We start from the raw sequence: 25,740 nt of genomic DNA, 5'->3' as shown, positions 1-25,740 counted from the left end.
TGCGCCATCATAACTTCCCTTCGCGACACTGGCACCCTTCTATAGCACTCGGTTTGGGGCTGCTGCATTACTGCTTTTCCTCTGTATTGTGCTCTTCAGCTGTTGCGCCACATCTGCCAGGATGCGAACAACCGTTCAGCTGAGACGATTTGAACAAAGCCCATTAGATGGGCGACATGCGCCGGCGACTCTCCCTGTTCAAACATTTCCGCCGCGTACGAGTTACGCAACGTTTGCGGGCTGGCGCGATGCTCATCTCCTCGTAACGCTTTGACCCCCGACTCTTCGATCACCGACTCTGTGATGCGCACGATTGTGGACGGGTGAATGCTGGTGACGGGCTTGCCATTTTTGATGATGGTTTTGATGTCCGAGGGAAACAGCAAATTCCCTTCAGTGGCCATCCTCTCCCGATGATGCAACCAGGTGGTGAGTGCCTGAACGGCATAGTCGAACGGCCGAGTCTTGTGGGAAAACTGCGATCGTTTGTCGCGCAGGGTAATCCAATGGTCTCCACGCAAGTCGATGCAATTAACAGTCAGAGCCACGATTTCAGCGACCTTGAGCCCAGCCCCCACGCACGAACCAACGATCGCCCGATCCCGCGCTTCACGCCATTGATCACGCTCTTTCTCCGCGGTGATCGGCGAAATCAGGTGATTGGCCAGCAAAGCTCGCTCAGCCTGATTGAGAAAGCTCGTAGGCAGGTTTCCATCCGCTTCCTTCCATTTTGCTCCTTCTTCACGCATTGCCTGTGCGGCCGGGTTCAGGAAGCCCACTTCGGCGGTGTTCTTGATCAAGTCGGCCAGCACCCGCTGGATCAACTTGCGGTACCGGTCACGCTGCGGCCGATTGTTGTCCAAGCTTTCCAGGAACGCGCTGATGGCGACTGAATCCACTTCGCTCAATTTAATGCCCTTTTGCTCAATCCAGGCGACAAAGCGACCCCATTGAGCTCGATAGACCTCGGCGGATGAGATTCTGATGTGAGCGCGTGAGGTGCCGCGGCCTGGCTGCTGGCTCATCCACTGCTCAAACGTGGCCTTGGGATCGGTATCCCAGGCAGTTGGGTCGGTTTTGAACAGGTCGTCGTGCGCACTCATGGTTCACTCCGCAGGTCCAGGCCTCGGTCAGGAAGATGAAGCTCTGACTGTTAATTGCATGTGGCTGAAATGGGATTCTAGCGGAGGTTTTGGCACCCTGCATGCCTGTTTTAACACTGGAAAAGGTGAGCAATGCTGCTGTGTTAGGCGCTGGCCAGCGACGTGGCCAAGTCGCAACTGGTGCCAAAGCAAAAGCCAAGGCACCGAACAGAAAGGAGGCACCTCCCCCGCTACACGCCCCTGTGATGCATCCCTGAGGTGCACGTTCAACTTTCTTTCAGGGGCTACACATGACTCACTCGAATAAGCGCAACAGCTTCATCCGCATCGCCGCCGCGGCTTGTCACGTACGTCTGACATTGAAATCGGGGCACACTGAGTGCTGCTCAGTGCAGCTGGATGCCCCGGAACCTCTGGTTGATGACCTGGTGCTGCAATTGATCTGGGGTAACCAAGGACGCTGTCATACCATCATCACGGAAAAAGGCATCGCCGACGGCAATTGGGTTGGCGACTCGTTTCACTGCAACAACAGCTGGGGCGAATCGGTGATACTCCAGTTCATCCAGATGAAAGTCCTCACGCCGGAAGACGCACCGTCGGCGGTGATCGAATCGGCCCTTCAGCAGGTGTTCGCACTGGCTGCTGGCAACCCGGATCTGATCGAGGAAAAAGCGGTGGTTGCCAGCCTCTCGGCAGTCGTCGCGCAAGGTCCAAAAGCGTTAATGCACTTCTTGTTTCCGGCGCAGTACAACGCTCTGCGAACGCTGCATAAATTGAATCAGCAGTCCGACGAAGATGAAGGCTATGACTGGGAAACCTTGACGCCGGCACTCAACGCCGTCAGCGAGGGTTTGAACGCTGGCTACGGAGCACAACTGTCGATCGGCGACGATGCAGCAGATGAAGATCTCGGTTTGATTCCGTGGACTGGGGAGATCCTGGATTTCCTCAAGGACTACGTTAACCGCACCGACAACCTGGAAAACGAAGCTGAGCTGGCCTTCAGGCTGCTGATGATTTCCATCAAGCTGCATACCCGCACTCAACTCGACGCCTACCTGGACACCTTGCGTGCCCGGTTGCTCGATGACAACGATGATCTAAAAACCCTGTCGAGCATGCCGCTCGAGGACATTCTGGAACAGATCACTAAACCTGTGGCGGCATAAGCTGCACAGATTCCTTTAAACGCTCCACCAGCCCTGACTTCGGTCGGGGCTTTTTTGTGATCGCCGAGAACGACCAGGTGATCGTTCCCGGGTTCAGATGGCCAGGTCGACCACAACCCAACATTTGGCACCGTTTCGGTCATCGCCACCCTCTGCAATGAATACGTGACCGGCCTCATCCACTGCGTAGGCCCCGGGACGTTCGTGGACCGCGTCCCGTAGTTTATTCTTCATCCATACACCTCACCCTGCCAAACCAGCACCACACCACCATGGCGATCCGGATTGCGGATTCGCCACTGTTCGACAGTGGTGAGTAACGTTCCGAGAAGCTGACTCATTTGTCGAGGTCCTGTGTTTCCATGAATGGCTGCGGTGAACTCAAAGGTAAACAGGGTGCTCAATGATCACTGCTTTGTGGCCGATACGGTATAAATATACGTAACCCCGTTCTCGATGGATTTGTATTCCTGCTTTCCACCGTTAGGAATGGTATCCGTGTGAGCAAACCTAACGCCTTCCGTTTTCGGTTGGTCGATGTACGTACCCCCGAGGTTGGCTGTGGGCATCTCATCCAGGCGAACGTAGTTCATGTCGAACACCACCTGAATACTTCCGTCGCTGGTGACAACCGGCGTGATGGATGCCGTGGTGCCAACCTCCAACTGCGCCATTACTACCTTGCCTTTTACGATGCCGTCTCTGTACTTGATGACCTCGACATTGCGGTGTGGCTGTGTGAAGCCGCCAGTGGTGAGACCGGCAAAATTATCGACAGTCACACCGTTACGCGTCAGCTCAGTGTTGATGTAGATGGAATCAGCCGCCAAGGCGTGACTAGACAGGGTTGCTACTACTGCGAAAAGCATTGCTCTCATGAGGCTTCCATTGTTCATGCGTACGGAATTTTGGTGTGCTCGACGTCAGCCCGAATGCCCTTGACCGGTTCGCGCTGAGTTGCGGCATTAATCCATAGTGGCAATCAATAGCCTTGGACACAATCCTCGCCGACCACCCCGCTCTGCCAAAAAAAAACCGCCAGCCAAAAGGCCAGCGGTCGTGGGGTTATTGTGCATGCGACGCCTGGAGGACGTAGCGTTTTTCAGGAACCATGATCGTTTCTTCAACCACGTCCATTTCCAGCATGTCCAGAAAGGCCACACGAATGTCATCACAGGCGCTGTCAAACGCCTCAACGACATTGACGCGAGCCTTCAACTGCTCCATCGACCAGTCTTCGAAATCCAGATCGTCGTCGATGCCGGCAGAAGAGACACTGAGTTGGCGGGGCGGTGTTGCGTAGTTCACTCGTCCTTGGTCACCGGTTGCGCGACATGCGCCACAGGTATTGTCACCGTCGGTGTTGCCGCAGGCTTGATAGTTGCGCTGGTAACAGGTACGGCAATAGGACTTGTAGCCCGTCGATTTCCATTCGCTACTGTAAAGCACCAGGTACCCACTTGAACGGCCATTGGTTCCGATCGTGTAAGCCCCGTGCATCTGGGTGACGAAGTCCTGGATCTGAACATCGAGTTCATCCCAGATATCGGTGCGGATTACGTCGTATGCCTTGTCCAGTTGCTCGGCCGTAAGCCCCAGGTTATGCAGCTTGATGCAGTGCGCATAACTGGTCGAACCGTTCCAACTGTTCATGGTGTTGTAGCGAAAATGGTCTTTGAGAAACTGAACCATCGACTCTTTACTGCGTCGATCGATTTTCTTCTGGAAGTGGGACATTTGGGATCTCCTGTTAGCTGTGTAGCTGGAGATGGGCAACATGGGTTTGGAAAATGAAAAAGCCCGGCATAAGAGCCGGGCTTAGGGTGGGTTATGCGGTCTGCTTGAACTGCGGCGGCGCCAACAGCGTTTCTACGTACTGACGATCACTCGCCACCATCCTGCCGGCGATTTCTTGGGTGAGCTTGGCAAAGTCATTGCTGACTCGATTCTGGCTCCCGGCATTACCGTTAGCTTGCTCCTGCCAGCACCGCTCATACGCAGCGACAAGGGCACGCGCATCAGCGAGGCGAATGCGCAAAACGATTGCCATCAATACCGCGCCAACCTGATAGGTCGGTTGGGTTTGGGGTTCGGTGCGCACCTGGTTAATGGTGATCGTTTCAGCGCAACTCGCCTCCTCTGGGGAAGCCGAGCCGGCATCGTTGATCAATGCACTCAGTTTGGCGACGGACATGTTGTAGATGTCGTTGTAATCATCACCTTCTGGGGGACGCTCAGCCTCATCGAGTTCATCGTTGTGCGCAATGAGAGCCGACAGCAGGTCTTGAAGGTGGGTTACTGAGACATAGCCTTTGGGAGTTTTCATTCTGGGGGAGCTTCCTGATTGATTGAACTTGCAATCAGGTATGACGAACAGGCGATTACACGTCGCCCGGGGCCACTCAGGTTTGTACGCGCATGTGTTGCATCTCGATGGGTAACGCAAACCTTTCAGGAGATGAACCATGAAGTTTCAGAACGCCTTTGATCGCATGACCGCCATCGTTGAATCCGAGCAGTGCATCCTCACCGGCTACCGCCAGGACTTCTATCAGTTCGATCGCGATCACCTGGCCAACACTGGCACGGTGGGTGGTCGCTACGTCTGGGTCCTCCGCGAGAACGGTACGCATCTCGCCTCGATCGGTCTGCATCCGCGGACTACCGAGTTTGTTGAATGCGCACTCAACTCGTTCGAGAAGGTGCAAACCTATGAAATCACTTTGCTGCCTGACGGCGATGCGGATATCAAACCCATCACCGCGGCGAAGGCCCGAGAGCTGATAAAGACATGTGCCTTCGAATTCCAAGGCCGGCACATCAAGCAGAAAGGAAAGCTGTTGGCCACCGTCGACATCCAGCCGCAGTACAACCAAGGCAAGTACGGTGGCAAAGTCTGTTTTACCTTCGACGATACCCCCTCATCTGATACCGAGGTACGCTTTAAACAGATCGCTCTGCACCTGTTTCAGGAACGCGTGGGCACCCTCTTTGCTTGCATGGATGAGGTAACGTTCCATACACACAGCGCTCGTAGCTGAATAACGTTGTACCCACCGCTGGCCTTTCGGTCAGCGGTTTTTTTGTGCCAAATACAAAGGAACAATCAAACAATTCTGCGCAGGATGCGGTCTATGCTGTGAACGACACAAGAAAGGATCCCCTATATGTGCTCCCACTACGAGGCACCAGAGAACGAGCGCTTGCTGGCCGGCTTCGGCGTGGCCCCCGATTCACAATTGCCAATAGACTTGTGGCCAACCTACATGGGGCCCTTCATCCGCCTGCGTCCTGAGGAGGCGCGCGAGGACGATCTGCCCGAGCTTGAAGCCCTCACTGGCCAGTTCGGCTTGCTACCGTTTTGGGCGAAGGATCGCAAACTAGGACGTCAGACCTACAACTGCCGTTCAGAAACGGCAAGTACCAAACCATCGTTCAAGTCAGCCTGGAAAAAGGGACAAAAGTGCATCATCCCCATTTCCGCCTTTTTTGAGCCGGACTGGCGAAGCGGTAAAGCAGTTCCTACCAGGATCACCCGTACCGATGGCGGTGTTATGGCGGTCGCGGGTCTCTGGGAGAGGTGGAAAGACCAAGATGGGCAAGTCGTCCACTCCTACACAATGCTGACGATAAACGCTGACGCACACCCCTTCATGAACGCGTTTCACAAACCGAATGATGAAAAGCGTTCCATCGTTATTTTGCCCAATGGGCTGATCACGGACTGGCTCAATTCAAGCGTCGAGCAAACCATGAGTTTCATGCAGCCCTACCCGGCTGACCGGTTGATGGTTGATAACCGCCCTGGGTGAGCTGTCGGCCTACGGCAAATCCCGCGCAGAAAAAAACCCACTCAAGAAGTGGGTTTCGGTAATGCGTTCAGATCCTTCGAACATTGGTGTTCGATTTCCAGTGTGATGCGCCTGGACACATTTATGATTCTTCCTTATCGACCACCACAGCGTCTACAGTGATGGGCTCGTCTTGTAGATCCCATTCAGCGTCGCCGGTGATTTTGGATTCGACCAACGCTGCTGCTATGGCGCTTTCCTCATTTTCAGCTTCGACCTCTATATCCATCGTCCGCAGTTTCGTCTCAGTCAATCGAATCTTAAATGTCGTTGTCATGGGTCTCTCCTGAAAGGTTTGAACTTGCTCGAGGAGATGACTCACATCGGTGTATAGCTTTCTGCGCCGGCAATTAGGGCATCGGTTGGCTGTGAGATTCCAGATCTCTCGGGCAAGCGGCCAATCGCCACCATTCAGTACTTAGCAATAGAGCGGTTATCCTGCCCCCAGCTATGACATGGAAAGGAAAGCGGAGCATGACATTATGGATTTGTCCTACAGCTTGCGCTAATGCTTCCAAGTAACGTCATTCTGCCCCAGCTATAGGCTGGATTCCCCAAGGATGAAAAGGAAGCTCAAATGAGCGGATACGTACCCAACCCGCCGAAGGGCTACCGCAATAGCGGCGTTGAACCTGTTGATATCCACGCCCAACGTTGGGCGGAATACAAAGACCTCCCACCGACGGATGACGCAAAGCCCAAAACCGTGGGCTGTGTGTTCGCAAAGAGCTGTGACCTCTCTGATGGTGTAATCGATTACAAGAAACCCGCCGGGTTTATCCCTGTTGAGAAAGTGGCCAACTACGGCGAGTTCGCCATTCTTGGAGGTCGTGAAACAGACGCAGACGGGAATATTCCCCTCAAAAAGATCGGTGGTAGCGCCGTACCGACTGCCCTGGGAACACTTCTATTAGGCGGAACTGCTACTGCTGCTAGTTTGACCTGTGGTGGCCTCTGCCCCGCCGGAACAACTGTTGCCGCTGGGACGGGGGCGAGCGCTGCGGGCGGTGCTGGGGTTGTTACTGCTGGTGTTGCTGCTGGAGCTCTAGGGGGACTGGCTATGTTGCTGTGGTCTTCGAGCTTGGGCGATAGCAGCCTATACACGGAAGAACAGCTCCAGTCACTCAAGCAAGCCCGAACGCGTGTCCGCCTGCACATTGAACAGCAGGCCGATGGAACCTTGAAAGGCTACGGGTATAACACCCAGAAGCGCAGCGAATGGGAAATGATTCCTGTAGTGCAGTTCGTTGCTCAAGGCTCTAAGCAAGTGGCCGACTTTGGCAACGGCGTGACGCTTATATGGACGCCGGCCGTTGACCCGTCCAGCATCTCGGGGATTCCACCGTTAGAGGGTGCACCTCAAGCACCTCAGATTTGGATTTATCCACCCACCGAACAGGCTGACAACATCATTGTCAGCCCGATTTACCCGGACGCCTATAACGACTATATCCTGGTGTTCCCAGCCGGCTCTGGCGTGCAGCCGTTGTACATTGTTGTCAGCGCCCGTCATGAATCCGGCGAGGTCACGGGGCAGGGTCAAGACGTTTCCGGCATCTGGCTTGGTGGCGCTGGCACAGGACTTGGCGCACCAATACCAACGAGAATTGCCGATCAGTTGCGGGGGCAAAAATTTAAGAGCTTTGACGACTTCCGGGCTGCACTCTGGACTGCCGTAGGCAACGATCCTGAACTACTCAGCCAGTTCAAACCCACCAACCAAGACTGGCTTGCAAAAGGCAATTCTCCGTTCGCACCGAAAGCAGAACGCAACGGCGGAAATGGTCGTTACGAGATCCACCACATAGAGCACATACAACATGGCGGCGCCGTTTACGATGTTGATAACCTCTCCGTAGCCACTCCAAAACGTCACGCTGAAATTCACAAGGAAGACCGGCAAAAATTATGAAAAATACATTCAGTGAATACACAGAAAGCGAATTCGTCGCCCTGCTACAGCGCATCAAAAGCCACGATGGCACGGAGCCAGAAGTGGATAAGCTGGTGTTCCACTTTGAAGAGGTGAGCGAGCACCCTGATGGTTCTGACCTGATCTTCTACCCGGAAGATGAGGCGGATGATTCAGCCGAAGGTATCACCCAAACAGTCAAGGAATGGCGTGCGGCTCAGGGTTTGCCGGGGTTTAAAGTCGAGTAACCGCGCCGATAAAAAAAAGCCCACTCAATGAGTGGGCTCGGGTGAAACGTTTTAAGGACGAAGCAGATAGTCGCCCTGAATGGCAGCGTTGGAAGACACCGCGTTGTTGGTTGTGGCTTGGGGTAAACGGCGAGTACCGTCGTCAACGAGATCCTCGAGGACTTCGGCCAACTTGCGAACATTGACTTTTTCGACGGTAACGCGAGCAATCGACGTACCTTCATCCTGCAAAAGCAGTTTGAAACCACGATCGTCAGCATCGTATCCGAGCACCACAAATCCGCGGTGTTTGCAGGTATTGACCCGAACCTGAATCGCCGGACGGCGGCCATTTTGAACATCATCGTCACAGTCGCGCATGAGGATGTAGTCCGGGTTAGCCCCTGCGTCCAGCAGCAGCTGCCACATGGTCCGTTGGTTATCAGGTGTTCTGAGGACCTCGACCAGTTCAATCATGCGCAGTAGCCGGCGAGAGCGAATGGAATCGCGATCGATCGGAAGCTTTGACTGATCGAAGCCGTCCAGCACTTCTTGATGGCTTACCAATGTTTTGATTGCGTTTTGCATCGTGACTCTCCTGAAAGTTGGGCCAGACGTTGCGAAGGCCTGGTACAGCAGGGATGCGTCACATGGGCGTGTAGAGGGTGGGAATGCATGACACGAGCGCATAGATGGAGTTTTTGATCAAAAAAAACCCCACCATTAATTGGTAGGGTCGGTGAAGCGTTATCTATGTTTGCCACATACGCTTTTCAGAGCTCTGTCGACCAGGTCCCCGTCATAGCTGATGATGACTTCAACGTTTTTACAATCGGTCCTCAAGCCACCCAGGATACGGGCTGAAATGAGGTAACCGTTCGAGTCTGTCTGACTCGCTTCTCCAAACAGGATCGAGTTGCTGACCACCGCGGCGAGAACAGCCCGGCCACCATCTTCTTCGGTCCAACTGGGGGAAACAGTGTTGCGCGGGATTACCTGGTTGTCACACACACGAAAGTGCTCGTAGCGATCTGACGCATGTTGAATTGCGACAGAGTCACAGACATCAACCTGGCCCACGTAAATCACAGGAACGTTTTGCCCGTTGACACGTACAACCGTCGACATCCGGGTAGCGGCTACTTCCATCACTGCATCGGTGGCTTCAGAAGCCTGACCAATCAGCGGTAAAAAACCACAAAGCCCCATCAGCACTACCAATACATTGCGGATTTTCATGAGGTTCTCTCGATTCAGAGTTGGAATTATGAAGCCAAAGCCAGACGCCGGGGGGAACTGGCGTGCAGGATCACCTGTTTGTTTTCGGAGCTTGCGAGGGTGTTGCCTTGAACGATCAGGATTTCTCCTATTTCAACTCTGTGCACTGCACAGTTGGCGGCGAGCTGTATGGCTGTCATCCGTGCGCAAATCGCGTCCAGATCGCAGCCGTAAAACTTCCACCGGAACAACTCTTCTGGTCCATGGTTTTCGAGAATTTGATTAGCCCTGGCCAGCAGCATTACGCCACTGCCACACGCAGGATCGGAGAGTACCTTTCGGCCTTGAGCCATTGATACCGGCTCGGGATCAAAGTTGGCCATCATCACTGCAATGTTCCAGGGCGTGAAGAACTGCCCCAAAAGCTGTTTGCCACCTTTGCTGCTGAGCTCGGCGTAAACCGCCCCAAGGATGTCTTTGAAAGGCTCCTCCTTGGCCACCACGTCGTCATAGCAACCAATTGCGATGATCACCCGTTCTCTAGCCTCTACGGGAGTTGGGTACCAGGGCTGGAATCCCCAAACCTCCATCACCGCGCTGAGAAAATAGCGAAACATTTCTGCTGGCGAGTACCGGTATCCATCACCGAGCGCATCGACCAGCGGTTTCGCATAAGACGGAACATTTTGAGAAAGCTTGTTAGCCATGAAGCGCACTCCAGAGTGATTGAACGTATGGCCTGTGATGTTTCACATGAGCCAGCAATCGACCTTGGAGCGTTTGCAAGTAGGCAGAAAAAAGCCGCCCTCACGAATGAGGACGGCTGGGGGGTTAAACGCCTTCTTCGGCGTCATCTGGTGGCGCCGGCAAATTTCGGAACGGCACCCATATTCTGGCCTGGACGAACGCCCCGCCCTCACACAGAGACACGGAAGCCTGCTCATCAAACTCCAGATCATCATTTGCCAGGTTCTCTTGCGCCCACACGCGGTACCGATTCTTCAAAGCCTCGGGGGACTCAAGTTTGAGCTCTTCAGGGCAAAACGGGTTTTCGCACGCGTTTTGGTGGCCAGCTTCATTGGACGACGGGACAGCTGCGAGCTCGCAGTGGGCGAGATCGTTGCCTTCGGCATCGCTAACTGAGATCACGCACTCGCGCCAATCCTGTGGATCTGCGATGTAGATCCCATCCTGCGTGAGGTACAAGACGCGACCTTCGGTATGAGGACGCATCAGCGCCATGCACCCACCGCCGGTGTGATATTCAACGAACCCGTAAGCCGAGACAGGGTTTACCAGGGTGCGACCATCTGGCGAAACGTAAGGATTTCGGATTTCCGTTCCTTCGTGAATGAAGGCCAGCAATGCCGGATCGTAAGGTGCAGGCACATGTTCACCCGCTGCATCCGTCAGAACCATTGGAGTAGCATTCAGCTCCTTGGCGGCTTCAGAAGTGTTTTGGGACAAGGTTTGATCATTGTTTTGCATTGTGAAGCTCCAGTTCGTTGTCATTTCAAAATGGAGATGGACAACACGGCCCCACAAGAAAAGAAGCCGTCCTCTGCGAAAGAGAACGGCTGTGTGCATCATTTATCAGTTGCAGATTTAGACTGAGTTGAGCGCAACCATCCCACGGGGGCGGCTCCATCTCACTAAGCGCTGCACGCCACGAATTTTGGTGACGTGATCCACGCCATCATCGCCGAAGTCGAGTCATCGCAATCCCAACAGCCGCGGGAGGTATCAAACGCGCTGACGTCAAAGTCAAACGCGCTCCCGTTCTCTACTTGGCCAGATTTGTCGAGGTATACGCCAACAAGATGCCCATCTTGAAGCCTGCAAGCCATGTCCTGGCCAATCAGTAAAGCTTGCCCGGGTTTACCAGCCAGAAGAGCCTGATAGGCAGCCAGAGTGTCTGTGTACGTCATGTCGTCGATCTCCTAGAAGGTTTTCATTGCCTACGGTGATGGTGCACAGGCGCGAGCAAACTGGAGGCGAAAAAAAACCGCTCCGAAGGAGCGGCTGATACTGCATTGTTCACACGTAAGCCGATACTTGCAGGCCCTTTCCATCTTCTTCTTGAGAGACGCCACCCTCGTTCGAGATTGTCACATCGACCAATCCGGTTTCACGGAACATCTGGGCCACTTTCTCAGCCACCTGCCGCTGATCGAAAGGCACTACCGTGAACCACGCCTTAGAGGCCGCACACCAGCGACATCCATAGCCACCAAACCAGCCATTAGCCTGGTTGCCGACGGCGGGTGGTTCGTAGCCGATGATCTTGCTGATGCGTTGCGCAAAAGCCTCTGGAAACTGCACCAGGTTCTCCGACATGTCGAACTCCTTGATCAGGCAGCCTGATGGTTGGATTCACGGATGCCCAGACTGGACATCTGCTTCAGCTTTGCCATGAAGCGTTCACTGGCAGTGGTGCTGGCCAGGTCGGGCACGCCGATGTAGTGGTTCATCCCCCCGCAGTAGTCTTTTCGGCCTTTGCAGGTTCGGTACATCACCCGCAACTCACCAGTCGCGACGTGAACCATCAAGTACAGGTCATCCGAATGAAGTGTCACCTCGCCCATCACCCCATTTCCGCCTTTGTTAGAGCGAACGTCATAGGACTCCGGCGACAGCTGGAGAGCCCCCGCGATTTCCAACAACAGACGCTTACCAGAACGATGCAGCGTTTCTTTTTTGACACGAGTTTCCAGCAGAGCTTTTGGGACGTTCAGCATGTTTGTTCTCCTCAGGGGGTAGCGGTCACTTGCGGTGGCCTTGAGCCTGGTGATGCCGAACAGGGTTGCATATTCGATACTGACAGAATCTTAAGTCCTTCGAAAACCGAGGAGTAATAAAGCGAAAACCTGCTATCGCCCCACGTTTAAACCGTTTCATTTACCTGATTTTATTGGGCTTTTTGGTTGTGGCTGGCCGAATTTAAAAATACCATTGATTTGATATCAAATCTGCCAGTATTATAAATCCATGTTATCGAGTTTTTTTTCGGAACGCCCCCAAAATCCCAGGACGAATTACTCCATGCACGACAAGAACAATCGCTTCAACCCACGCCTCTCCCTGCTGGTTGCCGCTATCGGTTTGGGCCTGAGCACCCCTTCCGCCCAAGCCGCTAACTATGGCATTGATGTCTTCGCCCCTACCCTGGGTACCTCGATCAATGGTTACAACAGCCGCTTGGGTGGATCGGGCGACGGTGAGATGCTTGTAGGTGGCCAGACCAACAGCTCTACCGGCATCACCAGTGCTTTCCAATGGACGCTGCTGGGCGGCAAGCAATACCTGGCAAGCCTCGGCAACGAAGCGACAGCCAATGCGGCGTCGAATGATGGCAGTGTCATCGTGGGCAGCTCGCTGGATAGCGTGAGCGGTAAAGTAATTGCTGTTAGTTGGAACAGCACCGGCATTCATGCGATGGAACTGCTCAACAACGGCTTCACCTCTGAGGCCCTCGGGGTTTCGGCAGACGGCAGCGTGATTGCCGGTTATGCAAATGATGGTCTGACGGGTAACTTCACCGCGGTAACCTGGAACTCCGCCGGCAATCTCACCAACCTGGGCTATCTGAGCGACGGCACCTACAGCTTTGCCTTGGGTGTCTCCGCCGACGGTCATGTGGTCGTCGGTTATGCAGAAAACGGCAACATGGGCGGCGACATGGCAACCCGCTGGATCAATGGTGCCAGTGCCGAAAGTTTGGGCACTCTGGTCGGCGGTATCAGCTCCCGCGCCAAAGCAGCAAGCGCAGACGGCACCTATATCGTCGGCTTTGGCGATTCGTCGGATTCTGCTACCGAAGCTTTCATCTGGTCTCAAGCTTCCGGCATAAAGGGGCTGGGGATGCTCTCCAACGGCACCCTCTCTGCCGCCAACGGCATTTCTTCAAATGGAGCAGTGGTAGTTGGCGTTGCAGACACCACCGGCAGCGTATTTACCGGTTTCCGCTGGACAGCAGAAACTGGCATGCAGTCGCTGGTGCAATGGCTGCAAGACAATGACCCGTCCTATGCCCTGCTGCCCGGTAACTCCCTTGACACTGCCACCGCAGTTTCGGCTGACGGCAATACCGTGTTCGGCATGGGCACCCTGAACGGCCGCGACCAACCTTTCGTTGCGCGCTCTTACGGTCCAATTTCAGTACCGGCTCCGGTCGTGACTCCGCCTGTTGTTACCCCACCAGTCGTTACTCCCCCGCCATCTGGTTCCGGCGGTACCACTCCACCGACATCTGGTTCGGGCAACTCCACCCCACCGACTTCGGGCGCCGGCGGTGGCACCACTGGTGGTTCTGGCACCCCGACAGCCGGCGGTAGCGACACCGACACTGCTTACCCAGTACCACCGACTGGCGTCATCGGCCTGTATGACCTCGGCGACTCGCTGAACAATGCCAGCCTGTACGCCGAAGCCATGCAAAACCAATTGCAGGGCTTCGTTCAAGATCAACTGAACTGCACGACTTTCGACACCAAAGGCATCTGCGTCAATGTCAGCGCCCAAATGACCCACCACAATGGCACCGTACAGGGTGACAACACTTACGGCGGCCTCACTATCGCCTACCGCATTACGCCGGATCTCGTGGCGGGCATCGGCTACCAAGGCCCGAGTTCGTCGTTGAAAATCCACGATGACCGCGTAGAAGGTGACACCAATACCGTCGGTGCCTTCGTTGAATACGGCAACCGTCTGAAGCAAGGTGTCTTCGCTCGAGGCGCCGTCGCAATCTCCGAGGGCGACGCAACTATCAAACGCTCCTACCTGACCGGTGCCGGCACCTCGGCATCCAAGGGCAAATCCGACATCAGCCAACGCGCCGTATCGGGTCAGGCCGGCTATGTGTTCATCGTTAAAGACAACACCGCGGTAATGCCGTATGTCGGTCTCGATTACCTGGACACCAAGCTGGACGGGTATACCGAAACCAGTGGCCCATACCCGGTCCAATTCGACAGCCGTACTCAAAACAACGTCTACGGCACTGCTGGCGTAACCGGTAGCCTGAACCTGGGCAACAAGGCAATCCTGTCGGCCAACCTCAAACACGTCGAGCGCCTGAACAACTCGAACGATGATCTGAGCGGTGAAGTGCTGGGCGTTTCGACCTTCGACCTGAAGCAAGACACGACTGAGCGCTGGGACGAAGTTGGGCTGGGCGTGCAGTTGGCGGGCCCGGTGAAAGCGTCACGTGTTGGTGTGTCCTACGGGCACCGCTTCAACAGTGATAAGGCTGTGGCAAGCGATGTAGCTACAGTGTCCTTCTCTGTGGGCTTCTGACCCTCGCTGGATGACAAAACGCTCCGCAAGTGCGGGGCGTTTTTTGTCCATCCAAAATAGATTTCAAAAACTGCGGACATAAAAAAGCCACTGACATGCAGTGGCTTGGGTGAAACGTTAGTTTACGGTCGGCGCAGGTTTGTTCACCAGCTCCCACCATTCGATGAAATCAGCAGCAATGCCTGGCTCACTCAGCGGAAAGTCGAGAACGACCTTGTTGAGATGATCGATGGTGTGCGAAGGCTCACCGTCCCCTGTGCAGTACAGCAGTTCAAACTTCTTGCGACTGGCGAGTTGGAAACAAAGCAACCGTTTTTTCGGGTCAGTGTAGTAGACGCGGCAATTACCCGAATCAACCATCTTGAACTTCAGTTCAAGTTTAGGAATGGACGGTTTTACACGAAGCAGTTCACGATTGGCGGTTACCAGCGTGCGCAGCACCTCGAGGTCGATATCAAATCGAACACCATCCGGAAACAGCTCAGCTGCAAACAGCTCGGATAGATCCCACTTCAGTGAATCCGATACGAGTGAACACTCCATTGAGTCCGCGGCACGCTCGGCGATCCACGCCTCACGATCAGCCTCGTCCTCGAATGCCTGATAACTACCTTCGGATTCCTCCTCGCGAGCCTCGGCCATTATCCGTGCGGTCAGAACACATGCTTCCCAGGGATCGGTGGCATGTACATTTTGAGAGAAGGAACCCTCATCGTTATTTGGCCAGCGAAGGGTCACGTAGTACAGCTGAGCAGCGGTTGCAGTCAAAGTAGCTTGTTGAGTCATTTTGTTCACCATTCAAATAGTTGATTCGAGTGAGCAGCGATTGCAATCGAGAGCTAGTGTTTGTGCACCGGCATGGAAGGCATTCATCAGATCTGGAACGTCATTGAAAAATGCGGACGGCTCAGAAGAAGCGCCCCACCCGTACGCCCAGGCACGATCGCGAGCTTCCTGAAATTTAATTTCGGCGGACTCTTTCCCAGCGGTTTCCCGGGACAAGAGGACACCTAACGCCCAATCAGCACGTGCAGAGAAAGCGAGTTGAAATAGGGTGTTCATAGGGGCTCCAAGTGCGTTTGCTTTACACTTGGGTGATGTTGCACAGGCAGCCATAATGAAATTTGAGCAGCGCGGGCCTATGGGAAAAATAGCGACTCTCCAGACGCATGTTTTCCTTGTAGGAAGCAGAGCGATGCTAAAGAATCATGGCTTATTGATATCGGGGACAAAACAGCTATGTTGCTGACCATCGGGATGTTCATCGCGGCCTTTGCTGTTATCTGGCTGATGCTCGTTTTCTTGTTACTCATACACGAATCAGGTCACTTGATACCGATGCAGAAGATGGGCATCAAGCCCGACAAATTGATCATCGGCGGGGTGAAACTCTTTTCATTCCGGAAGTCAGGGATCATTCACGAGGTCGGCTTGATACCGCTTTGGGCCTACGTGGTAAGCACGGACTACGAAAAGGCGTCTTCTCGCCAGAGAGCGATCATTGCGGCCGGCGGCCCTCTGATCTCGGCCCTCACCGGCATTCTGTTTTTTGGCGTTTATTACTTGTTTCCTAACTGGCAGACGCTGGTTGCCGCACAGGGTTCGATTCTTCTGGCGGTCACAAACATCATCCCCCTGCCTCCACTGGATGGTTGGACCATTGCGGAACACTTTCTAAAGCAGCGCGGGATCCACATCGGCGACCGCAACCGCAAAGTGCTCCTGGGCATCGGGATTTCGACGATTGTTTTGATTACCCTGGTGCTCTAACCAATTACATTCCGCTGTGCGACCTCTCCTGTGGCAAGTAACCCCTCAGGAGATCGACAAATGAACACCCCTTCCGCAGCACTATCCCCCCAAAAACCACGCCCTGGCTTCTTCGAGGAAGCCTTTCGCGATGCTGTATTACCGCAACAACTTCGCACCTTTGCGGAAGCCTTCTGCACTCGCTTCGAGGTTCGTGGAATTTGTGATCCCATGTACTGCGCCAACGTCGCCGCCTTTGAAACAGGACTCGGGGATGGCCGCGGAAATTTCAACACTGTCAAAACGCCCACGGAAGCAGACATCGCCAATGTGGCCGACCGATTGCTTTTCGCATATTCAACCTGCATTTCCTCCGCCTCCACCGGCACAACGCAAGAGACCATCGCGACAATGCTGCGTAATGCCCTAAATGGTTCCAGCCTCGAAGAACTGCTGCCGGCCCCTGCGATAGCCCTGCAATCCCATTAACCATCAACCAGCCGCCTGCATCCGCAGGCGGTTTTTTTTTGCACCAAACATACTGTTTAATCGATTCGGATACTGATCGCGTATTGTTGAGTGTTAATATTCGGAAATATTCTGACAAGGAGTTGACCATGCTCAGCCCGCAGCACATTCCTACCCTCGACACTCAGCAGCCCAGTGTTTGCGAGAGCGGCGTAGCCTGGCTACCACAGGTGGTCATCGATCTTTCTTTTTGGCATGGCGGGCGCAAGTTAAAGGACCTGGAGCGTTTCGAATGGCCCGGGGATATCGTCGAGGCGCCGGCGCTGGAGCATGCTCAAAAAAATTGCGCAATTTTCGGCATTGAGCAGTCATCCACTCTCGAAATGTGGGCGTTCCGCTCGGACTGGATCATCGCCAACACACGCTCGGAGATCGATCACCATTGGTCCTCGGTAGCGCCTAATCCACGCGCAGCACACAAAATCTTGGTGAGTCATCGGCCGGTATGGTCGTCGAAACAAGGTGCGCTGCCGCCGTTACCACAGTGGCGAAAGTTCGAGGCCGGGTTCATGAAATTTGTATCCGTGAAAAGCACCTTGTCCCCCGATGATGATTGGACGGATCAGATCACCGCTCTACTCGTCGAGCCGGCGCTGATGGCTGGCCTGCAAGACCTGGCGCTCGTCGATGGGCGGATCACCGACCTCAAGGTAGTTCATCGTGGCAATTGCGACGGTGGTTCCCAGCTCATCCTGGTGACGGGTACCGTGCGGGTGGCCATCGGCCCGCATGCAAACCGGTCAAGTGAGCCAGACGTTGAGCAGGCGGTAAACAGCTTCTTGGATGTTCAACTGTTACCAACCACCGAGCTCCTCGAGCTGGATACGAGCGATACCGTCTTGAGGCCAACGGCCTGGCGCATAGCGATTATCCCAGAATCGATTTAAAGGATACATAACACGTAGCAATACTTCTGTTATGATCAGCGCGCCGTTGAATCTTTCTGCTCAATGCCCACCATCGTGGCCGGGGGCAAGACACCGCTTACATGCTCCTGTCTAGCATCACCGAAAGCAAGTTCAACGATTTTTGACTTTTGGAGATATTCCGATGGACGCTATCACCGTGCAACAAACTGAAGCTGAGCATCAGATGGACCTGGACTTCCGGCTGCAAATTTTCCCGGGCAGTATCAAGAAAGCGATGGCCAACGGAAATCGGGATGTTGTTGAAGCAGAAGAGGTTCCGATACTTAAATTCGGCTCCAGCGACCTCTGGAACATCGACCCACGGTGCATAGAGGTAATCCCCGGCTACAACGTTCGGGTTAAGAACGCTAAGTACTACGAGAAGGTGGAGATTCTCAAACAAAACATGATGGAATTTGGGTTTTCCAAAGACAGCCCATTGAGTGTCTTCGTTACTGATGAAGGTGATGGAAAAACCTCGTTCAAATTGAAACGTGGCCACCGACGCCTCGAAGCTGTTCTAGCAGTTATTGCTGCCGGAAAACCGATCAAGACTGTTCCATGTATAGTCGTAAAAGACGCGATATCCGAGCAGGATTTGACTGAAGATCTGGCAACCGGAAATAGCGGGGATCCTCTCTCCTCATACGAAAATGCCATCGTGTGTAAGCGTATGAGCCGCTGGCACCCTGACGATCACGCCATGATTGGTTTGAGGCTTGAACTCTGGCCATCGCAAGTGAGTGATTGTTTGCTTTTGATGAACGGCCCGGCCGAAATCGCGAACTGTGTTCGCGACGACCTTATTTCTTTCACGCACGCTATAGAACTGCTGAAAGAACACGGCCCTAAAGCCTTGGATGTCATCGAACAATCGCTGGCACGATCGAGAGCCGCCGGCAAGACAAAGCTAATGCCACGCTTTGTTCCGGGGAAGGTGATCAAGAAGGCTGTTACTGCTGCGGCGCCGGCGATGAAAGCGGCGATCGACGATATCAAAAAAGACAAGGCGTTCAGCCAGCTGTCCCCTGAGAACCAACAGAAACTAGAAGCGATCTTGGAGCAGTTCAAGAAAGCGGAAGAAGCTGAGGCTCAGTTGAACGCAGAAAATCCAACGGATGAACCTGAGCTCAACCTCAACCAAGCAGAGGTATAAGTGTTGTTGCAGCCCCTACAGTAACCACTGTAGGGGCTTTTTCATGTCCGCCTGGAAAGCCAGGCAGCCAGTCTCGTCAACCAGGTAGCCCTGACCTGTGTCCGCTCAACCCTGCCGCCCTTCTTCCATTCCACAGTGACCACGCCATCCGTTCCCGAACACAAAAACGAAAAACGTGTGAAGCTGCGGCACTGATCGCACGCTGCCAGGCCTTTGAGCCTGTAGGTATCTGCCATGACCATGCAGACCATACCTCGCTGATGCTGTGCACGCAGAACCCGGGCGCAGTTGGCGCAATCAATTTCTAAGTGATCAAGGCGTGTGCCATCTGCGAACCGTAGGGGCAGCACCTTACTCATGGGCTTCTCGGATTTCCATTGCGCAACTGCATTGATGACCGCTTCGTCAGGCACTGCTGCTCTCCGTACTGTGCTCTCTATTCCACCCATCGTTGACTGCCTGAAGATAGACCAACACCCAACCTGGTGCTCGCCGCCCTCCTCGCTCCCATTGCCCGACCGCCGCGTATGCGCGATCAAGCTCTGCGGCAAGCTGTTGCTGAGTCCACTTCAGGATCTGGGTTCGGATACGGCGAATATCATCGCCTGTAATTTCAGCAGTGGGGCAAACGACCTGTTGCGACAGCAAGGCGCCGGCTAACGACAGCACGGCACCAGGCACTGCCCCACGTTCCCATTTGGCAATTTGCGAACTGGACACACGAAGGATCTGGGCGAGATCGCGCTGAGTCTGACCAGCACCGCGACGCAACACTGCCAGATCGCCATTGCTTGCGGCCGTGAGGACGATGCTGTGCTCCTTGGCCATATCGTCGCGGTAACAGCGTGCGGCCTTCTTGGCACGCTGTGGGCCGCCGTAAGCCTGGTCGCGGAAATGGCGATCGGCGACGAATTGGCTGTCCTTCATCAACCGAACACGCCAACCAGCATCTGATGGGGCGGCGGCCCGGTGATCCCGCGTGATTCCCTGGAGCTCAGGATCGGTAATACGACGTGCGGCTCGTGCCGACCGAGTGGCTGTTCGAGGAGCTGCATTCAACGGGAGATCAGTCGACATAATTCGTCCTGGTAAGGTCGATCACTCCAAACCGCCGTCAACCGTGCTGCCGGCGAGCTCGCTGCCCTGGTCATCAGCTGCGTAAAACATCCCACCTCCCAATAGGATTGACGTCATTCCCAGATCAGGCAGGGTCAGCTTCGAAGCGTCATCGGCATTGGCGCCTTTGGGCTGCACCTTCGCTGGCATGGGGATGGTTGCTGCTTGAAGATGGATTGGCTCCAATGAGCTCAATGCATCTTGTGGGCGTGACTGAGGCTTCGGCCGTGGCAATGGATTGGAACGTCGTGGCATCAGCAATGGTTCACTGCCCTCCTCACTCTCCGGCACTGCGGTCGTCATTGAGGTGTCAAGGATGTCGAACAACTCATCAGACCGGGACATCAACTTGCGGAATATTGAATCTGGGAGGTCCTGATGTCGGCGCAGATTACCGATTGCTCGGACGGTATCTGTAGATATCGCGTCCAGAGCATGTCGAAGTTCTGTCCTGGTCGCGTGTGTCAGGTAGTTGCTCTTGAACAACGTGCGTTCAGCCTCTTCGATGCGAATTGCAAGCTTTTCCATCGCCCTCAGCTGCCGCTGCTCTCGTTGTTCCTGAGATTTGGAGAAACGCCGGACGCGTTGAACCCAGTAATACCCGCCGGCCAGCAGGGCGATGGCCATGCCCGAAGCGAGCAACGGGGATGCACCAGATTGAGTGCTCTCAGGGAACAGAGAAAAACCGTACGATGTCGACGCCAAAAGAGGCGCTGACAACACCCCTGTTACCACTGCCAAGACCATTGGTTTGTGCATATGAGCTCCAACCCCAAGCTTGTTTATTAGGATGTTTGTTTAGATACATAACGCGTAAACGTACGCAGCGTGCATTACACCCTTTCAACGCTTTCTTGTCACGCTGAAACAACTGAGCTTGAGGTGAAAAGTCTGTCGCAGGAGAAGATTTAAGTCTGTCGAGCACGTTGTACTTTGAACATCAGGGTGGATTCAGGTTGCTTGCAAGTGAGTTGTCTAGCGAACCCAAGCCAACCTCGATGGACGCTGGCCAGCCACCTGTTACGGGAACCTGAGGAGCAGGCCTACCAGGCCGTTGCGGCGGGATGAACGGAAAAACTGGTGTTTAAAAGAAAAGACGCGATCAAATCCAGAGGATCTGACCGCGCCTACGAGCCGGCTTTGGTGCGGTGCGGTTGTGGCAATTGCACCTTCGTAAGCGCGCTTTCTACACTGAACGAGTGTTCGCGACAGACTTAGTTCTTCCGAATGAAAAACTACATCTGGTCCAATTTGAACGATCCAGCCTTGGCGCCGGCGATAACGTCTGACTTCAAATTGCTCAGTACCGTTTCGCTCTCCTGAGCAACACCGTGGCCACGAATGCCCCCGGTTGGCACCCAATATGGCTTACCTGTACCTGACTCAATCACCTTCCGGTGAAGGGTCACCGAGTAACTGTAGAGCCGCTGCCCAGGCATGTAGTCGCCGGTCTCGACGATGGCGAACAACTGGTAGTCACTCCCGAGCTGAGAAACGGCTGTAGGCAAGTTTGAAATGATCGCGTCCTTAATCTGGCCCTGGGGAATTTCGGTCGCGTTCGACGACAAGGTCATTTCAACCGCTTGAGCGTTCGCCCAGAACAGGCAACCCCATAGGATGGCTGACCACTGAAGCTGTTTAGTCATCATGAAATCTCAAGATTGAAGTTAGGCTTCACAGGCAACCGGGGCGAGCTCAATGCACTCCCCGCGTTGTTGAAGCATCATGCTAAAAATGCCGATATCGATCGGATCGCCCTTTTCCACGTGCTCCCGCAGCATGCGACTCAAGGTTGCGGATGAGCACTGATCCTTCCGGTGCCACCCATCACGGCCCTTTGCGCGAGACTTGGCCATCTTGACCTTCAGCTGCACTGCAAACTCATTAATGGCCTCCTCGTCCTTTTCGGACTCAGCAGCGGCCTCAGGCGCGTTATAACGGCGAATCAGCGAATTCCCCTCACCTTTCACCGGAATCAACACGTCGACAGCGCCTATCGCTTCCAGAGCGCGTAATACCTGATCAGCGTTCGCTCGGTACGCAGTGCTCAACGCATCGAGCCAAACGCGCTCGACCGTGATTCCGTCGGTACCGGTCAACGCGAGGGAGCCCGCCTCGTTTCTGGCGTCCATCAACCACAACATGGTGTTGCAGCATGGGCATGGCTTAGCATGTTCTGGAGACATAACGGTGTATTTGGGGTCGGAGAGGAATCCACTACCGTCGCATTGCCGCACACCGTCGTGATAACGGCACGGGTGGTCTTGAGCCGCGGACTCGCCCAGGTTGAATTCATCTTCTGCCAAGACAGTGGCATCCGCTGTCCGTGCTATGCGGGCGAGTTCGCGGGCTGCTTCATCTGGTGGGAAGTCAGCAAGATCACGAATCAAACGGTTGAGTTTCCGCTTGAGGTAATCCATGTCGAGCCCAAACCGATTTTTCCCCGCGCTGGCCGGGCGGACTTGAGCCAGTCCATCGATAACCGCTTGGCTGATACGTGTGAGGTACACGAAGTCTGGATTCGGTCCTTCCGCATGCCCCGCGGCGTAAAACCACTCGTCACCGAACAGGTCAGTCATGAGAGTTGAGGGCAGCGATTCAAAAGCCACATAACCACGCAAGCTTTCGCAAGCGTTGTAGAGCCGGCGAGCTTCATCCTTCTCTAGAGAATCGTAATCGAGGCTGATGCCGAGACGCCGCTCCACGACGACACGTTTGGCATAGGCCACAAGCAGAGACCCGTCGTATACCGTCTGCCTCATCATCGGTGCCAGTGCTGATGCCAAATGTTCAGCGTTCTGCCAGGCAACGAACTCAGCGATTGAGTTGGCACCGGTGTTGTTCCAGTGATGGGTCCAGCTTCGCCCAAAGCAGGTAACTGTGAGGCTACCGCGGTACCGCCCTAAGTCTTGCAAGATACACGTCACAGGATCGAGGGCATCCGCGTCTGTAATCTCGAGTTTTTGGATCGTTGATGCCTCAACCTGCATAGTGAGCCTCCGAGTGATGGTGAGTGTTAAAGAAAAATGGATTGAGCTGTAGCTGGCTGCGAGGGGGCCTGAGCTTCAAAAACAGCTTGGGCTGCTGGTACGACGTCAACGTCTATTACCGCGCTAGCCGCTACCTTGGCGGCGGCAATAACCGAGTGATCCGCCTGGGACCAGTACACAAACGCGGAGCTACCGCTCAGGCGCACGGTGCTCGTCGGGCGAGGCCGCATCAGGTGCTCCACTTCAAATACAACCCATGCGCAATCGAACGGAAATTCGCGGTTTTCAATCCAAAAAAGGGCAGTTGGAATCTTGAAGAGCATTTCGAAGGTCGCAAGAGCCGCTGTCGCCAGAGGATCCTGACTCTTCTTGAGCTGGGCCATTACTGGCCCCAATTTCCTCAAAAGCTTGAGCCGGATGTCTTTCGCCCAGCAGACCGCGTTTTCACGCCCGGCGAGCGCTGGAAGGGCTAGCGGGAAGAAGCCTGCATCAGGATTCGCGATCAAACCGCCAAGCCTGGCTCGACACTCGCCACAGACAGTGGCGGTTGCGTACAAGGTGTCACTACGGCGCCCACTGCGGCCTTTGCTGCTGAAGCTGTACATGTCGATGTGACCGCACAGCCTTTTCGTCATCGCAGAGATATGGGCGTTGTTCATCAAAATCTCCTTTCACACCAGAGTGCTCATGGTTCGATACGCGTCTTGCATTGCAAGGATTCATAACACGTATACTTAATCTGTGATCGAAAGAAGTCAATCAGCAAAGCGTGTTCAAGCAGTTGGGAGCAGGGAAAGTATCAAAGGCCCCATGTCTTGTGCGGCGAACGATTCGGTGATGGACACCTTCACCAGAAAAGGAATAGGCCTACGCCCATCGCGTAGATCAGTCAGTTCGGTCAGTGACAGCCCCAAACGCTCCGCCAGACAGACCAGGTCAACGCCGGCTATCGTCGCAAGGCCATCAAAAAAACCAGCAACGACGTCTGCGTCCTCTCCGGCATCGAGGCGATCAAAGAAGCCGTAGATCAGCGTTCGGCGCACGAAGGAAGATTGGCCGTCAGCTGCTACAACGGCTTCCTTGACAGCAGTTGGCAGCGCTGCAATGAGGGATGATCGAGTCATTTCGACGCCCATTGCGGCAAGGATGCGTACTTTTGCCGCCGGTGGCAGGGGGCGCATCTGGATCCGGCACTGCCGGATCATGGAGATGCTGATGCCGATATGTTTACCCAGTTGGGTATCGGTCCACCCCTGTTCCACGCGAAGCAAATCCATCAGCTCAGCCCACTGGGCATTGCTTAACCCAGTGGGTGCAAGCGAGAAAAACTTGCTCCTGGAGGATAGGTAGCGAACGGGCTCTTTGGCTACCGCCACCACCTCGCTGAGACCGAACATTTCAATTTCTCCCTTCTGGCCCAGCAGCCATCGAATCGTCTTGTGGGCTGGTGCTGTCGCTTGAGATGAAGGCCTGCACCATGTTCAGCAGGGCGCCGCCGACGATCAGCACAAACATCCCCATGAAAATGTTTTTCGGAGAGAGATCGATCAATCCTGCGCGGGTGGCCATCAGAGCGATGAGGGCAGCAACCAGCACCACAAGGGCGGTAACAACTTTCATGATCAAACGGCGAGATGCATTGCTATCCATCGGATTAAGCCTTTTATGATTCGTAACGTGTACCAATATACACCCCACCATTCAAGCGGTAAAAACAAACCTTTCAGAATCCGCAATCAGGCACGCTGCAAGCCATCAGTTTTCACCAGCCTGCCGTTTGCCCAGTTTGAGCATCAGCACTTCTGTGCTGCCCACCCACTGGCCGCCCAAGTCCCCATCGGCGCCGCAGCGGGTGATCGCTTCATGCTGTACTGCAACAGCCATAAGCAGCTCATGCGTCCAGCCAGTGGAAGGTGCATTGACGGCTTTGAGTGCTTCGCCGTCGAGGGAGCGGATCTCGAACACCGCATGCATCACCTTGCGCAAAATGTCCGGTTCACCTGGTCGTTGATCGATTACGAGTTTCAGCATGGTGCTTTCCTTTCGCCCAAAAAAAACCACCCTCGCTATGCAAGGGTGGTCGATGTTGCAGTTACAGGATTGGCAGACAGGCGTGGGTCCCGAGTTGAGTGCCAATGAAGAAACCGCCCGAGCTGTTTTCGCTGCTGAGGCTTGTCGTCGTTTGAATCACTACCGAAGCGAGGCAACCGGTCTCCGCACTGGCGATGCCGATTGTGCGTTGCTCCAGGTGCGTTAGGCCTACCGGGGGACGATAGAGAACACGGAAAAAATCGTACGCTAAGCATTCGACCTGTCAGGTTGAGGCCAAAGAGGTTGACTCCTCTGCGTCAGCAAATGCAGAAAGCGGCCGTACTCTGACACGGGGCGAGTGATCCATCTGAGGGGTCATGCCGAGATAAGGGAAAATTAGGACATCAGGCCTGTAACTTAATGATTTTATTATCTTTTTATGGATCGTCATTTCACACAAACAAAACGCAAGCTTCGGCCC

31 protein-coding genes and 1 pseudogene are annotated in these 25,740 nt (G+C 54.5%); 10 read left to right on the top strand and 22 right to left on the bottom strand.

Translation table 11 applies throughout. The features are described from left to right. Window positions 1–95: 95 nt before the first annotated feature. Window positions 96–1,103, bottom strand: coding sequence for a tyrosine-type recombinase/integrase (locus AC3IX1_RS30055; RefSeq protein WP_102599508.1), 1,008 nt, complete (start codon window positions 1,101–1,103; stop codon window positions 96–98). Window positions 1,104–1,393: 290 nt separating this feature from the next. Here AC3IX1_RS30055 and AC3IX1_RS30050 point away from each other — a divergent pair, with 290 nt between their 5' ends. Further along, entirely contained in the window at window positions 1,394–2,275 is an 882-nt protein-coding gene (locus AC3IX1_RS30050; RefSeq protein WP_146013508.1) for a hypothetical protein, read from the top strand. Window positions 2,276–2,368: 93 nt separating this feature from the next. On the opposite strand, the pseudogene AC3IX1_RS30045 reads toward AC3IX1_RS30050, so the two are convergent. From AC3IX1_RS30045 to AC3IX1_RS30030, 4 genes and pseudogenes are all read right to left on the bottom strand, one after another. Then, window positions 2,369–2,616 (bottom strand): annotated as a pseudogene (locus AC3IX1_RS30045) (antirestriction protein ArdR). Between the two features lie 66 nt (window positions 2,617–2,682). Further along, the gene (locus tag AC3IX1_RS30040) at window positions 2,683–3,153 is read right to left on the bottom strand and encodes a hypothetical protein (RefSeq protein ID WP_173678007.1); all 471 of its coding nucleotides are present in this window, start codon (window positions 3,151–3,153) and stop codon (window positions 2,683–2,685) included. A gap of 187 nt (window positions 3,154–3,340) precedes the next feature. Next, window positions 3,341–4,012, bottom strand: a complete 672-nt coding sequence (locus AC3IX1_RS30035; protein ID WP_102599510.1) for a hypothetical protein — start codon at window positions 4,010–4,012, stop codon at window positions 3,341–3,343. Window positions 4,013–4,103: 91 nt separating this feature from the next. Next, window positions 4,104–4,601, bottom strand: a complete 498-nt coding sequence (locus tag AC3IX1_RS30030; RefSeq protein ID WP_102599511.1) for a hypothetical protein — start codon at window positions 4,599–4,601, stop codon at window positions 4,104–4,106. A gap of 139 nt (window positions 4,602–4,740) precedes the next feature. Here AC3IX1_RS30030 and AC3IX1_RS30025 point away from each other — a divergent pair, with 139 nt between their 5' ends. Beyond that, window positions 4,741–5,316: a hypothetical protein gene (locus tag AC3IX1_RS30025; protein ID WP_102599512.1), complete on the top strand. Its 576-nt coding sequence runs from the start codon at window positions 4,741–4,743 to the stop codon at window positions 5,314–5,316. 126 nt (window positions 5,317–5,442) lie between these two features. Continuing rightward, window positions 5,443–6,087 carry an SOS response-associated peptidase gene (locus AC3IX1_RS30020; RefSeq protein WP_102599513.1) on the top strand — a complete coding sequence of 215 codons (645 nt, stop codon included), beginning with the start codon at window positions 5,443–5,445 and terminating at the stop codon, window positions 6,085–6,087. 121 nt (window positions 6,088–6,208) lie between these two features. Here AC3IX1_RS30020 and AC3IX1_RS30015 read toward each other — a convergent pair whose 3' ends face one another. Further along, a complete protein-coding gene (locus AC3IX1_RS30015; protein WP_102599514.1) occupies window positions 6,209–6,403 on the bottom strand; it encodes a hypothetical protein in 195 nt (64 codons plus the stop codon). 300 nt (window positions 6,404–6,703) lie between these two features. Between AC3IX1_RS30015 and AC3IX1_RS30010 the strand changes: the two genes are divergently transcribed. Both AC3IX1_RS30010 and AC3IX1_RS30005 read left to right on the top strand, forming a co-directional pair. After that, window positions 6,704–8,038 (top strand): S-type pyocin domain-containing protein, encoded by a 1,335-nt coding sequence (locus AC3IX1_RS30010; RefSeq protein WP_102599515.1) that lies wholly within the window; start codon window positions 6,704–6,706, stop codon window positions 8,036–8,038. Beyond that, window positions 8,035–8,286 carry a bacteriocin immunity protein gene (locus AC3IX1_RS30005; protein WP_102599516.1) on the top strand — a complete coding sequence of 84 codons (252 nt, stop codon included), beginning with the start codon at window positions 8,035–8,037 and terminating at the stop codon, window positions 8,284–8,286. The genes AC3IX1_RS30010 and AC3IX1_RS30005 overlap by 4 nt, the downstream gene beginning before the upstream one ends. Before the next feature lie 51 nt (window positions 8,287–8,337). On the opposite strand, the gene AC3IX1_RS30000 is transcribed toward AC3IX1_RS30005, so the two are convergent. The 6 genes from AC3IX1_RS30000 to AC3IX1_RS29975 form a co-directional block, all read right to left on the bottom strand. Next, window positions 8,338–8,853, bottom strand: a complete 516-nt coding sequence (locus AC3IX1_RS30000) for a hypothetical protein (protein ID WP_102599517.1) — start codon at window positions 8,851–8,853, stop codon at window positions 8,338–8,340. A 159-nt stretch (window positions 8,854–9,012) separates the two neighbouring features. Then, window positions 9,013–9,504, bottom strand: a complete 492-nt coding sequence (locus tag AC3IX1_RS29995) for a hypothetical protein (protein WP_207235033.1) — start codon at window positions 9,502–9,504, stop codon at window positions 9,013–9,015. A gap of 26 nt (window positions 9,505–9,530) precedes the next feature. Beyond that, window positions 9,531–10,190, bottom strand: a complete 660-nt coding sequence (locus AC3IX1_RS29990) for an N-6 DNA methylase (RefSeq protein WP_102599518.1) — start codon at window positions 10,188–10,190, stop codon at window positions 9,531–9,533. A 124-nt stretch (window positions 10,191–10,314) separates the two neighbouring features. Continuing rightward, window positions 10,315–10,971, bottom strand: coding sequence for a hypothetical protein (locus AC3IX1_RS29985; RefSeq protein WP_102599519.1), 657 nt, complete (start codon window positions 10,969–10,971; stop codon window positions 10,315–10,317). 549 nt (window positions 10,972–11,520) lie between these two features. Continuing rightward, window positions 11,521–11,820 carry a hypothetical protein gene (locus AC3IX1_RS29980; RefSeq protein ID WP_102599521.1) on the bottom strand — a complete coding sequence of 100 codons (300 nt, stop codon included), beginning with the start codon at window positions 11,818–11,820 and terminating at the stop codon, window positions 11,521–11,523. 14 nt (window positions 11,821–11,834) lie between these two features. Next, window positions 11,835–12,221, bottom strand: a complete 387-nt coding sequence (locus AC3IX1_RS29975) for a hypothetical protein (RefSeq protein WP_102599522.1) — start codon at window positions 12,219–12,221, stop codon at window positions 11,835–11,837. A gap of 304 nt (window positions 12,222–12,525) precedes the next feature. Here AC3IX1_RS29975 and AC3IX1_RS29970 point away from each other — a divergent pair, with 304 nt between their 5' ends. Next, the gene (locus AC3IX1_RS29970) at window positions 12,526–14,781 is read left to right on the top strand and encodes an autotransporter domain-containing protein (protein WP_102599523.1); all 2,256 of its coding nucleotides are present in this window, start codon (window positions 12,526–12,528) and stop codon (window positions 14,779–14,781) included. Between the two features lie 117 nt (window positions 14,782–14,898). Here AC3IX1_RS29970 and AC3IX1_RS29965 read toward each other — a convergent pair whose 3' ends face one another. Together AC3IX1_RS29965 and AC3IX1_RS29960 are read right to left on the bottom strand one after the other, a co-directional pair. Continuing rightward, the gene (locus tag AC3IX1_RS29965; RefSeq protein WP_146013507.1) at window positions 14,899–15,567 is read right to left on the bottom strand and encodes a hypothetical protein; all 669 of its coding nucleotides are present in this window, start codon (window positions 15,565–15,567) and stop codon (window positions 14,899–14,901) included. A gap of 12 nt (window positions 15,568–15,579) precedes the next feature. Then, complete coding sequence (locus AC3IX1_RS29960; protein WP_102651205.1) at window positions 15,580–15,843, bottom strand: hypothetical protein; 264 nt, start codon at window positions 15,841–15,843, stop codon at window positions 15,580–15,582. A gap of 177 nt (window positions 15,844–16,020) precedes the next feature. Here AC3IX1_RS29960 and AC3IX1_RS29955 point away from each other — a divergent pair, with 177 nt between their 5' ends. The 4 genes from AC3IX1_RS29955 to AC3IX1_RS29940 all read left to right on the top strand — a co-directional run bounded on the left by AC3IX1_RS29955 (window position 16,021) and on the right by AC3IX1_RS29940 (window position 19,122). Continuing rightward, on the top strand, window positions 16,021–16,551 hold the full coding sequence (locus tag AC3IX1_RS29955; protein WP_102599525.1) for a site-2 protease family protein: 531 nt from the start codon (window positions 16,021–16,023) through the stop codon (window positions 16,549–16,551). Window positions 16,552–16,611: 60 nt separating this feature from the next. Continuing rightward, window positions 16,612–17,019, top strand: a complete 408-nt coding sequence (locus tag AC3IX1_RS29950; RefSeq protein WP_102599526.1) for a hypothetical protein — start codon at window positions 16,612–16,614, stop codon at window positions 17,017–17,019. Window positions 17,020–17,147: 128 nt separating this feature from the next. Continuing rightward, complete coding sequence (locus AC3IX1_RS29945; protein ID WP_102599527.1) at window positions 17,148–17,945, top strand: hypothetical protein; 798 nt, start codon at window positions 17,148–17,150, stop codon at window positions 17,943–17,945. Between the two features lie 163 nt (window positions 17,946–18,108). After that, complete coding sequence (locus AC3IX1_RS29940) at window positions 18,109–19,122, top strand: ParB/RepB/Spo0J family partition protein (RefSeq protein WP_102599528.1); 1,014 nt, start codon at window positions 18,109–18,111, stop codon at window positions 19,120–19,122. 405 nt (window positions 19,123–19,527) lie between these two features. Here the strand turns inward: AC3IX1_RS29940 and AC3IX1_RS29935 are convergent, their stop codons facing one another. The 8 genes from AC3IX1_RS29935 to AC3IX1_RS29900 form a co-directional block, all read right to left on the bottom strand. Beyond that, a complete protein-coding gene (locus AC3IX1_RS29935) occupies window positions 19,528–20,049 on the bottom strand; it encodes a helix-turn-helix domain-containing protein (protein ID WP_219736104.1) in 522 nt (173 codons plus the stop codon). 171 nt (window positions 20,050–20,220) lie between these two features. Then, on the bottom strand, window positions 20,221–20,997 hold the full coding sequence (locus tag AC3IX1_RS29930) for a hypothetical protein (protein ID WP_102599530.1): 777 nt from the start codon (window positions 20,995–20,997) through the stop codon (window positions 20,221–20,223). Window positions 20,998–21,473: 476 nt separating this feature from the next. After that, window positions 21,474–21,887, bottom strand: coding sequence for a hypothetical protein (locus tag AC3IX1_RS29925; protein ID WP_173678006.1), 414 nt, complete (start codon window positions 21,885–21,887; stop codon window positions 21,474–21,476). Between the two features lie 18 nt (window positions 21,888–21,905). Next, a complete protein-coding gene (locus AC3IX1_RS29920) occupies window positions 21,906–23,228 on the bottom strand; it encodes a phiTE_072 family protein (RefSeq protein WP_489388823.1) in 1,323 nt (440 codons plus the stop codon). A gap of 26 nt (window positions 23,229–23,254) precedes the next feature. After that, window positions 23,255–23,887: a hypothetical protein gene (locus AC3IX1_RS29915; protein WP_102599531.1), complete on the bottom strand. Its 633-nt coding sequence runs from the start codon at window positions 23,885–23,887 to the stop codon at window positions 23,255–23,257. Between the two features lie 114 nt (window positions 23,888–24,001). Continuing rightward, window positions 24,002–24,625, bottom strand: coding sequence for a helix-turn-helix domain-containing protein (locus AC3IX1_RS29910; RefSeq protein ID WP_102599532.1), 624 nt, complete (start codon window positions 24,623–24,625; stop codon window positions 24,002–24,004). 1 nt (window position 24,626) lies between these two features. Further along, window positions 24,627–24,878, bottom strand: a complete 252-nt coding sequence (locus AC3IX1_RS29905) for a hypothetical protein (protein WP_102599533.1) — start codon at window positions 24,876–24,878, stop codon at window positions 24,627–24,629. Between the two features lie 105 nt (window positions 24,879–24,983). Then, window positions 24,984–25,259 carry a hypothetical protein gene (locus AC3IX1_RS29900; protein ID WP_102599534.1) on the bottom strand — a complete coding sequence of 92 codons (276 nt, stop codon included), beginning with the start codon at window positions 25,257–25,259 and terminating at the stop codon, window positions 24,984–24,986. Window positions 25,260–25,740 lie beyond the last annotated feature (481 nt).

This window comes from Pseudomonas sp. KH_046_2, assembly GCF_057838985.1.
This window is presented reverse-complemented; position numbering and strand designations above follow the sequence as displayed.

What these genes read in the sequence shown, in the direction of transcription:
- AC3IX1_RS29900 (WP_102599534.1), bottom strand. Translation starts at nt 25,259, where the DNA reads ATGCTGAAACTCGTAATCGATCAACGACCAGGTGAACCGGACATTTTG.
- AC3IX1_RS29925 (WP_173678006.1), bottom strand. Translation starts at nt 21,887, where the DNA reads ATGATGACTAAACAGCTTCAGTGGTCAGCCATCCTATGGGGTTGCCTG.
- AC3IX1_RS29915 (WP_102599531.1), bottom strand. Translation starts at nt 23,887, where the DNA reads ATGAACAACGCCCATATCTCTGCGATGACGAAAAGGCTGTGCGGTCAC.
- AC3IX1_RS30035 (WP_102599510.1), bottom strand. Translation starts at nt 4,012, where the DNA reads ATGTCCCACTTCCAGAAGAAAATCGATCGACGCAGTAAAGAGTCGATG.
- AC3IX1_RS29920 (WP_489388823.1), bottom strand. Translation starts at nt 23,228, where the DNA reads ATGCAGGTTGAGGCATCAACGATCCAAAAACTCGAGATTACAGACGCG.
- AC3IX1_RS30005 (WP_102599516.1), top strand. Translation starts at nt 8,035, where the DNA reads ATGAAAAATACATTCAGTGAATACACAGAAAGCGAATTCGTCGCCCTG.
- AC3IX1_RS29965 (WP_146013507.1), bottom strand. Translation starts at nt 15,567, where the DNA reads ATGACTCAACAAGCTACTTTGACTGCAACCGCTGCTCAGCTGTACTAC.
- AC3IX1_RS29960 (WP_102651205.1), bottom strand. Translation starts at nt 15,843, where the DNA reads ATGAACACCCTATTTCAACTCGCTTTCTCTGCACGTGCTGATTGGGCG.
- AC3IX1_RS29955 (WP_102599525.1), top strand. Translation starts at nt 16,021, where the DNA reads ATGTTGCTGACCATCGGGATGTTCATCGCGGCCTTTGCTGTTATCTGG.
- AC3IX1_RS29990 (WP_102599518.1), bottom strand. Translation starts at nt 10,190, where the DNA reads ATGGCTAACAAGCTTTCTCAAAATGTTCCGTCTTATGCGAAACCGCTG.
- AC3IX1_RS30015 (WP_102599514.1), bottom strand. Translation starts at nt 6,403, where the DNA reads ATGACAACGACATTTAAGATTCGATTGACTGAGACGAAACTGCGGACG.
- AC3IX1_RS29995 (WP_207235033.1), bottom strand. Translation starts at nt 9,504, where the DNA reads ATGAAAATCCGCAATGTATTGGTAGTGCTGATGGGGCTTTGTGGTTTT.
- AC3IX1_RS30050 (WP_146013508.1), top strand. Translation starts at nt 1,394, where the DNA reads ATGACTCACTCGAATAAGCGCAACAGCTTCATCCGCATCGCCGCCGCG.
- AC3IX1_RS30010 (WP_102599515.1), top strand. Translation starts at nt 6,704, where the DNA reads ATGAGCGGATACGTACCCAACCCGCCGAAGGGCTACCGCAATAGCGGC.
- AC3IX1_RS29950 (WP_102599526.1), top strand. Translation starts at nt 16,612, where the DNA reads ATGAACACCCCTTCCGCAGCACTATCCCCCCAAAAACCACGCCCTGGC.
- AC3IX1_RS30020 (WP_102599513.1), top strand. Translation starts at nt 5,443, where the DNA reads ATGTGCTCCCACTACGAGGCACCAGAGAACGAGCGCTTGCTGGCCGGC.
- AC3IX1_RS29980 (WP_102599521.1), bottom strand. Translation starts at nt 11,820, where the DNA reads ATGTCGGAGAACCTGGTGCAGTTTCCAGAGGCTTTTGCGCAACGCATC.
- AC3IX1_RS30055 (WP_102599508.1), bottom strand. Translation starts at nt 1,103, where the DNA reads ATGAGTGCGCACGACGACCTGTTCAAAACCGACCCAACTGCCTGGGAT.
- AC3IX1_RS29945 (WP_102599527.1), top strand. Translation starts at nt 17,148, where the DNA reads ATGCTCAGCCCGCAGCACATTCCTACCCTCGACACTCAGCAGCCCAGT.
- AC3IX1_RS30030 (WP_102599511.1), bottom strand. Translation starts at nt 4,601, where the DNA reads ATGAAAACTCCCAAAGGCTATGTCTCAGTAACCCACCTTCAAGACCTG.
- AC3IX1_RS29940 (WP_102599528.1), top strand. Translation starts at nt 18,109, where the DNA reads ATGGACGCTATCACCGTGCAACAAACTGAAGCTGAGCATCAGATGGAC.
- AC3IX1_RS29985 (WP_102599519.1), bottom strand. Translation starts at nt 10,971, where the DNA reads ATGCAAAACAATGATCAAACCTTGTCCCAAAACACTTCTGAAGCCGCC.
- AC3IX1_RS30040 (WP_173678007.1), bottom strand. Translation starts at nt 3,153, where the DNA reads ATGAGAGCAATGCTTTTCGCAGTAGTAGCAACCCTGTCTAGTCACGCC.
- AC3IX1_RS29970 (WP_102599523.1), top strand. Translation starts at nt 12,526, where the DNA reads ATGCACGACAAGAACAATCGCTTCAACCCACGCCTCTCCCTGCTGGTT.
- AC3IX1_RS29910 (WP_102599532.1), bottom strand. Translation starts at nt 24,625, where the DNA reads ATGTTCGGTCTCAGCGAGGTGGTGGCGGTAGCCAAAGAGCCCGTTCGC.
- AC3IX1_RS30025 (WP_102599512.1), top strand. Translation starts at nt 4,741, where the DNA reads ATGAAGTTTCAGAACGCCTTTGATCGCATGACCGCCATCGTTGAATCC.
- AC3IX1_RS29935 (WP_219736104.1), bottom strand. Translation starts at nt 20,049, where the DNA reads ATGAAGGACAGCCAATTCGTCGCCGATCGCCATTTCCGCGACCAGGCT.
- AC3IX1_RS29905 (WP_102599533.1), bottom strand. Translation starts at nt 24,878, where the DNA reads ATGGATAGCAATGCATCTCGCCGTTTGATCATGAAAGTTGTTACCGCC.
- AC3IX1_RS30000 (WP_102599517.1), bottom strand. Translation starts at nt 8,853, where the DNA reads ATGCAAAACGCAATCAAAACATTGGTAAGCCATCAAGAAGTGCTGGAC.
- AC3IX1_RS29975 (WP_102599522.1), bottom strand. Translation starts at nt 12,221, where the DNA reads ATGCTGAACGTCCCAAAAGCTCTGCTGGAAACTCGTGTCAAAAAAGAA.
- AC3IX1_RS29930 (WP_102599530.1), bottom strand. Translation starts at nt 20,997, where the DNA reads ATGCACAAACCAATGGTCTTGGCAGTGGTAACAGGGGTGTTGTCAGCG.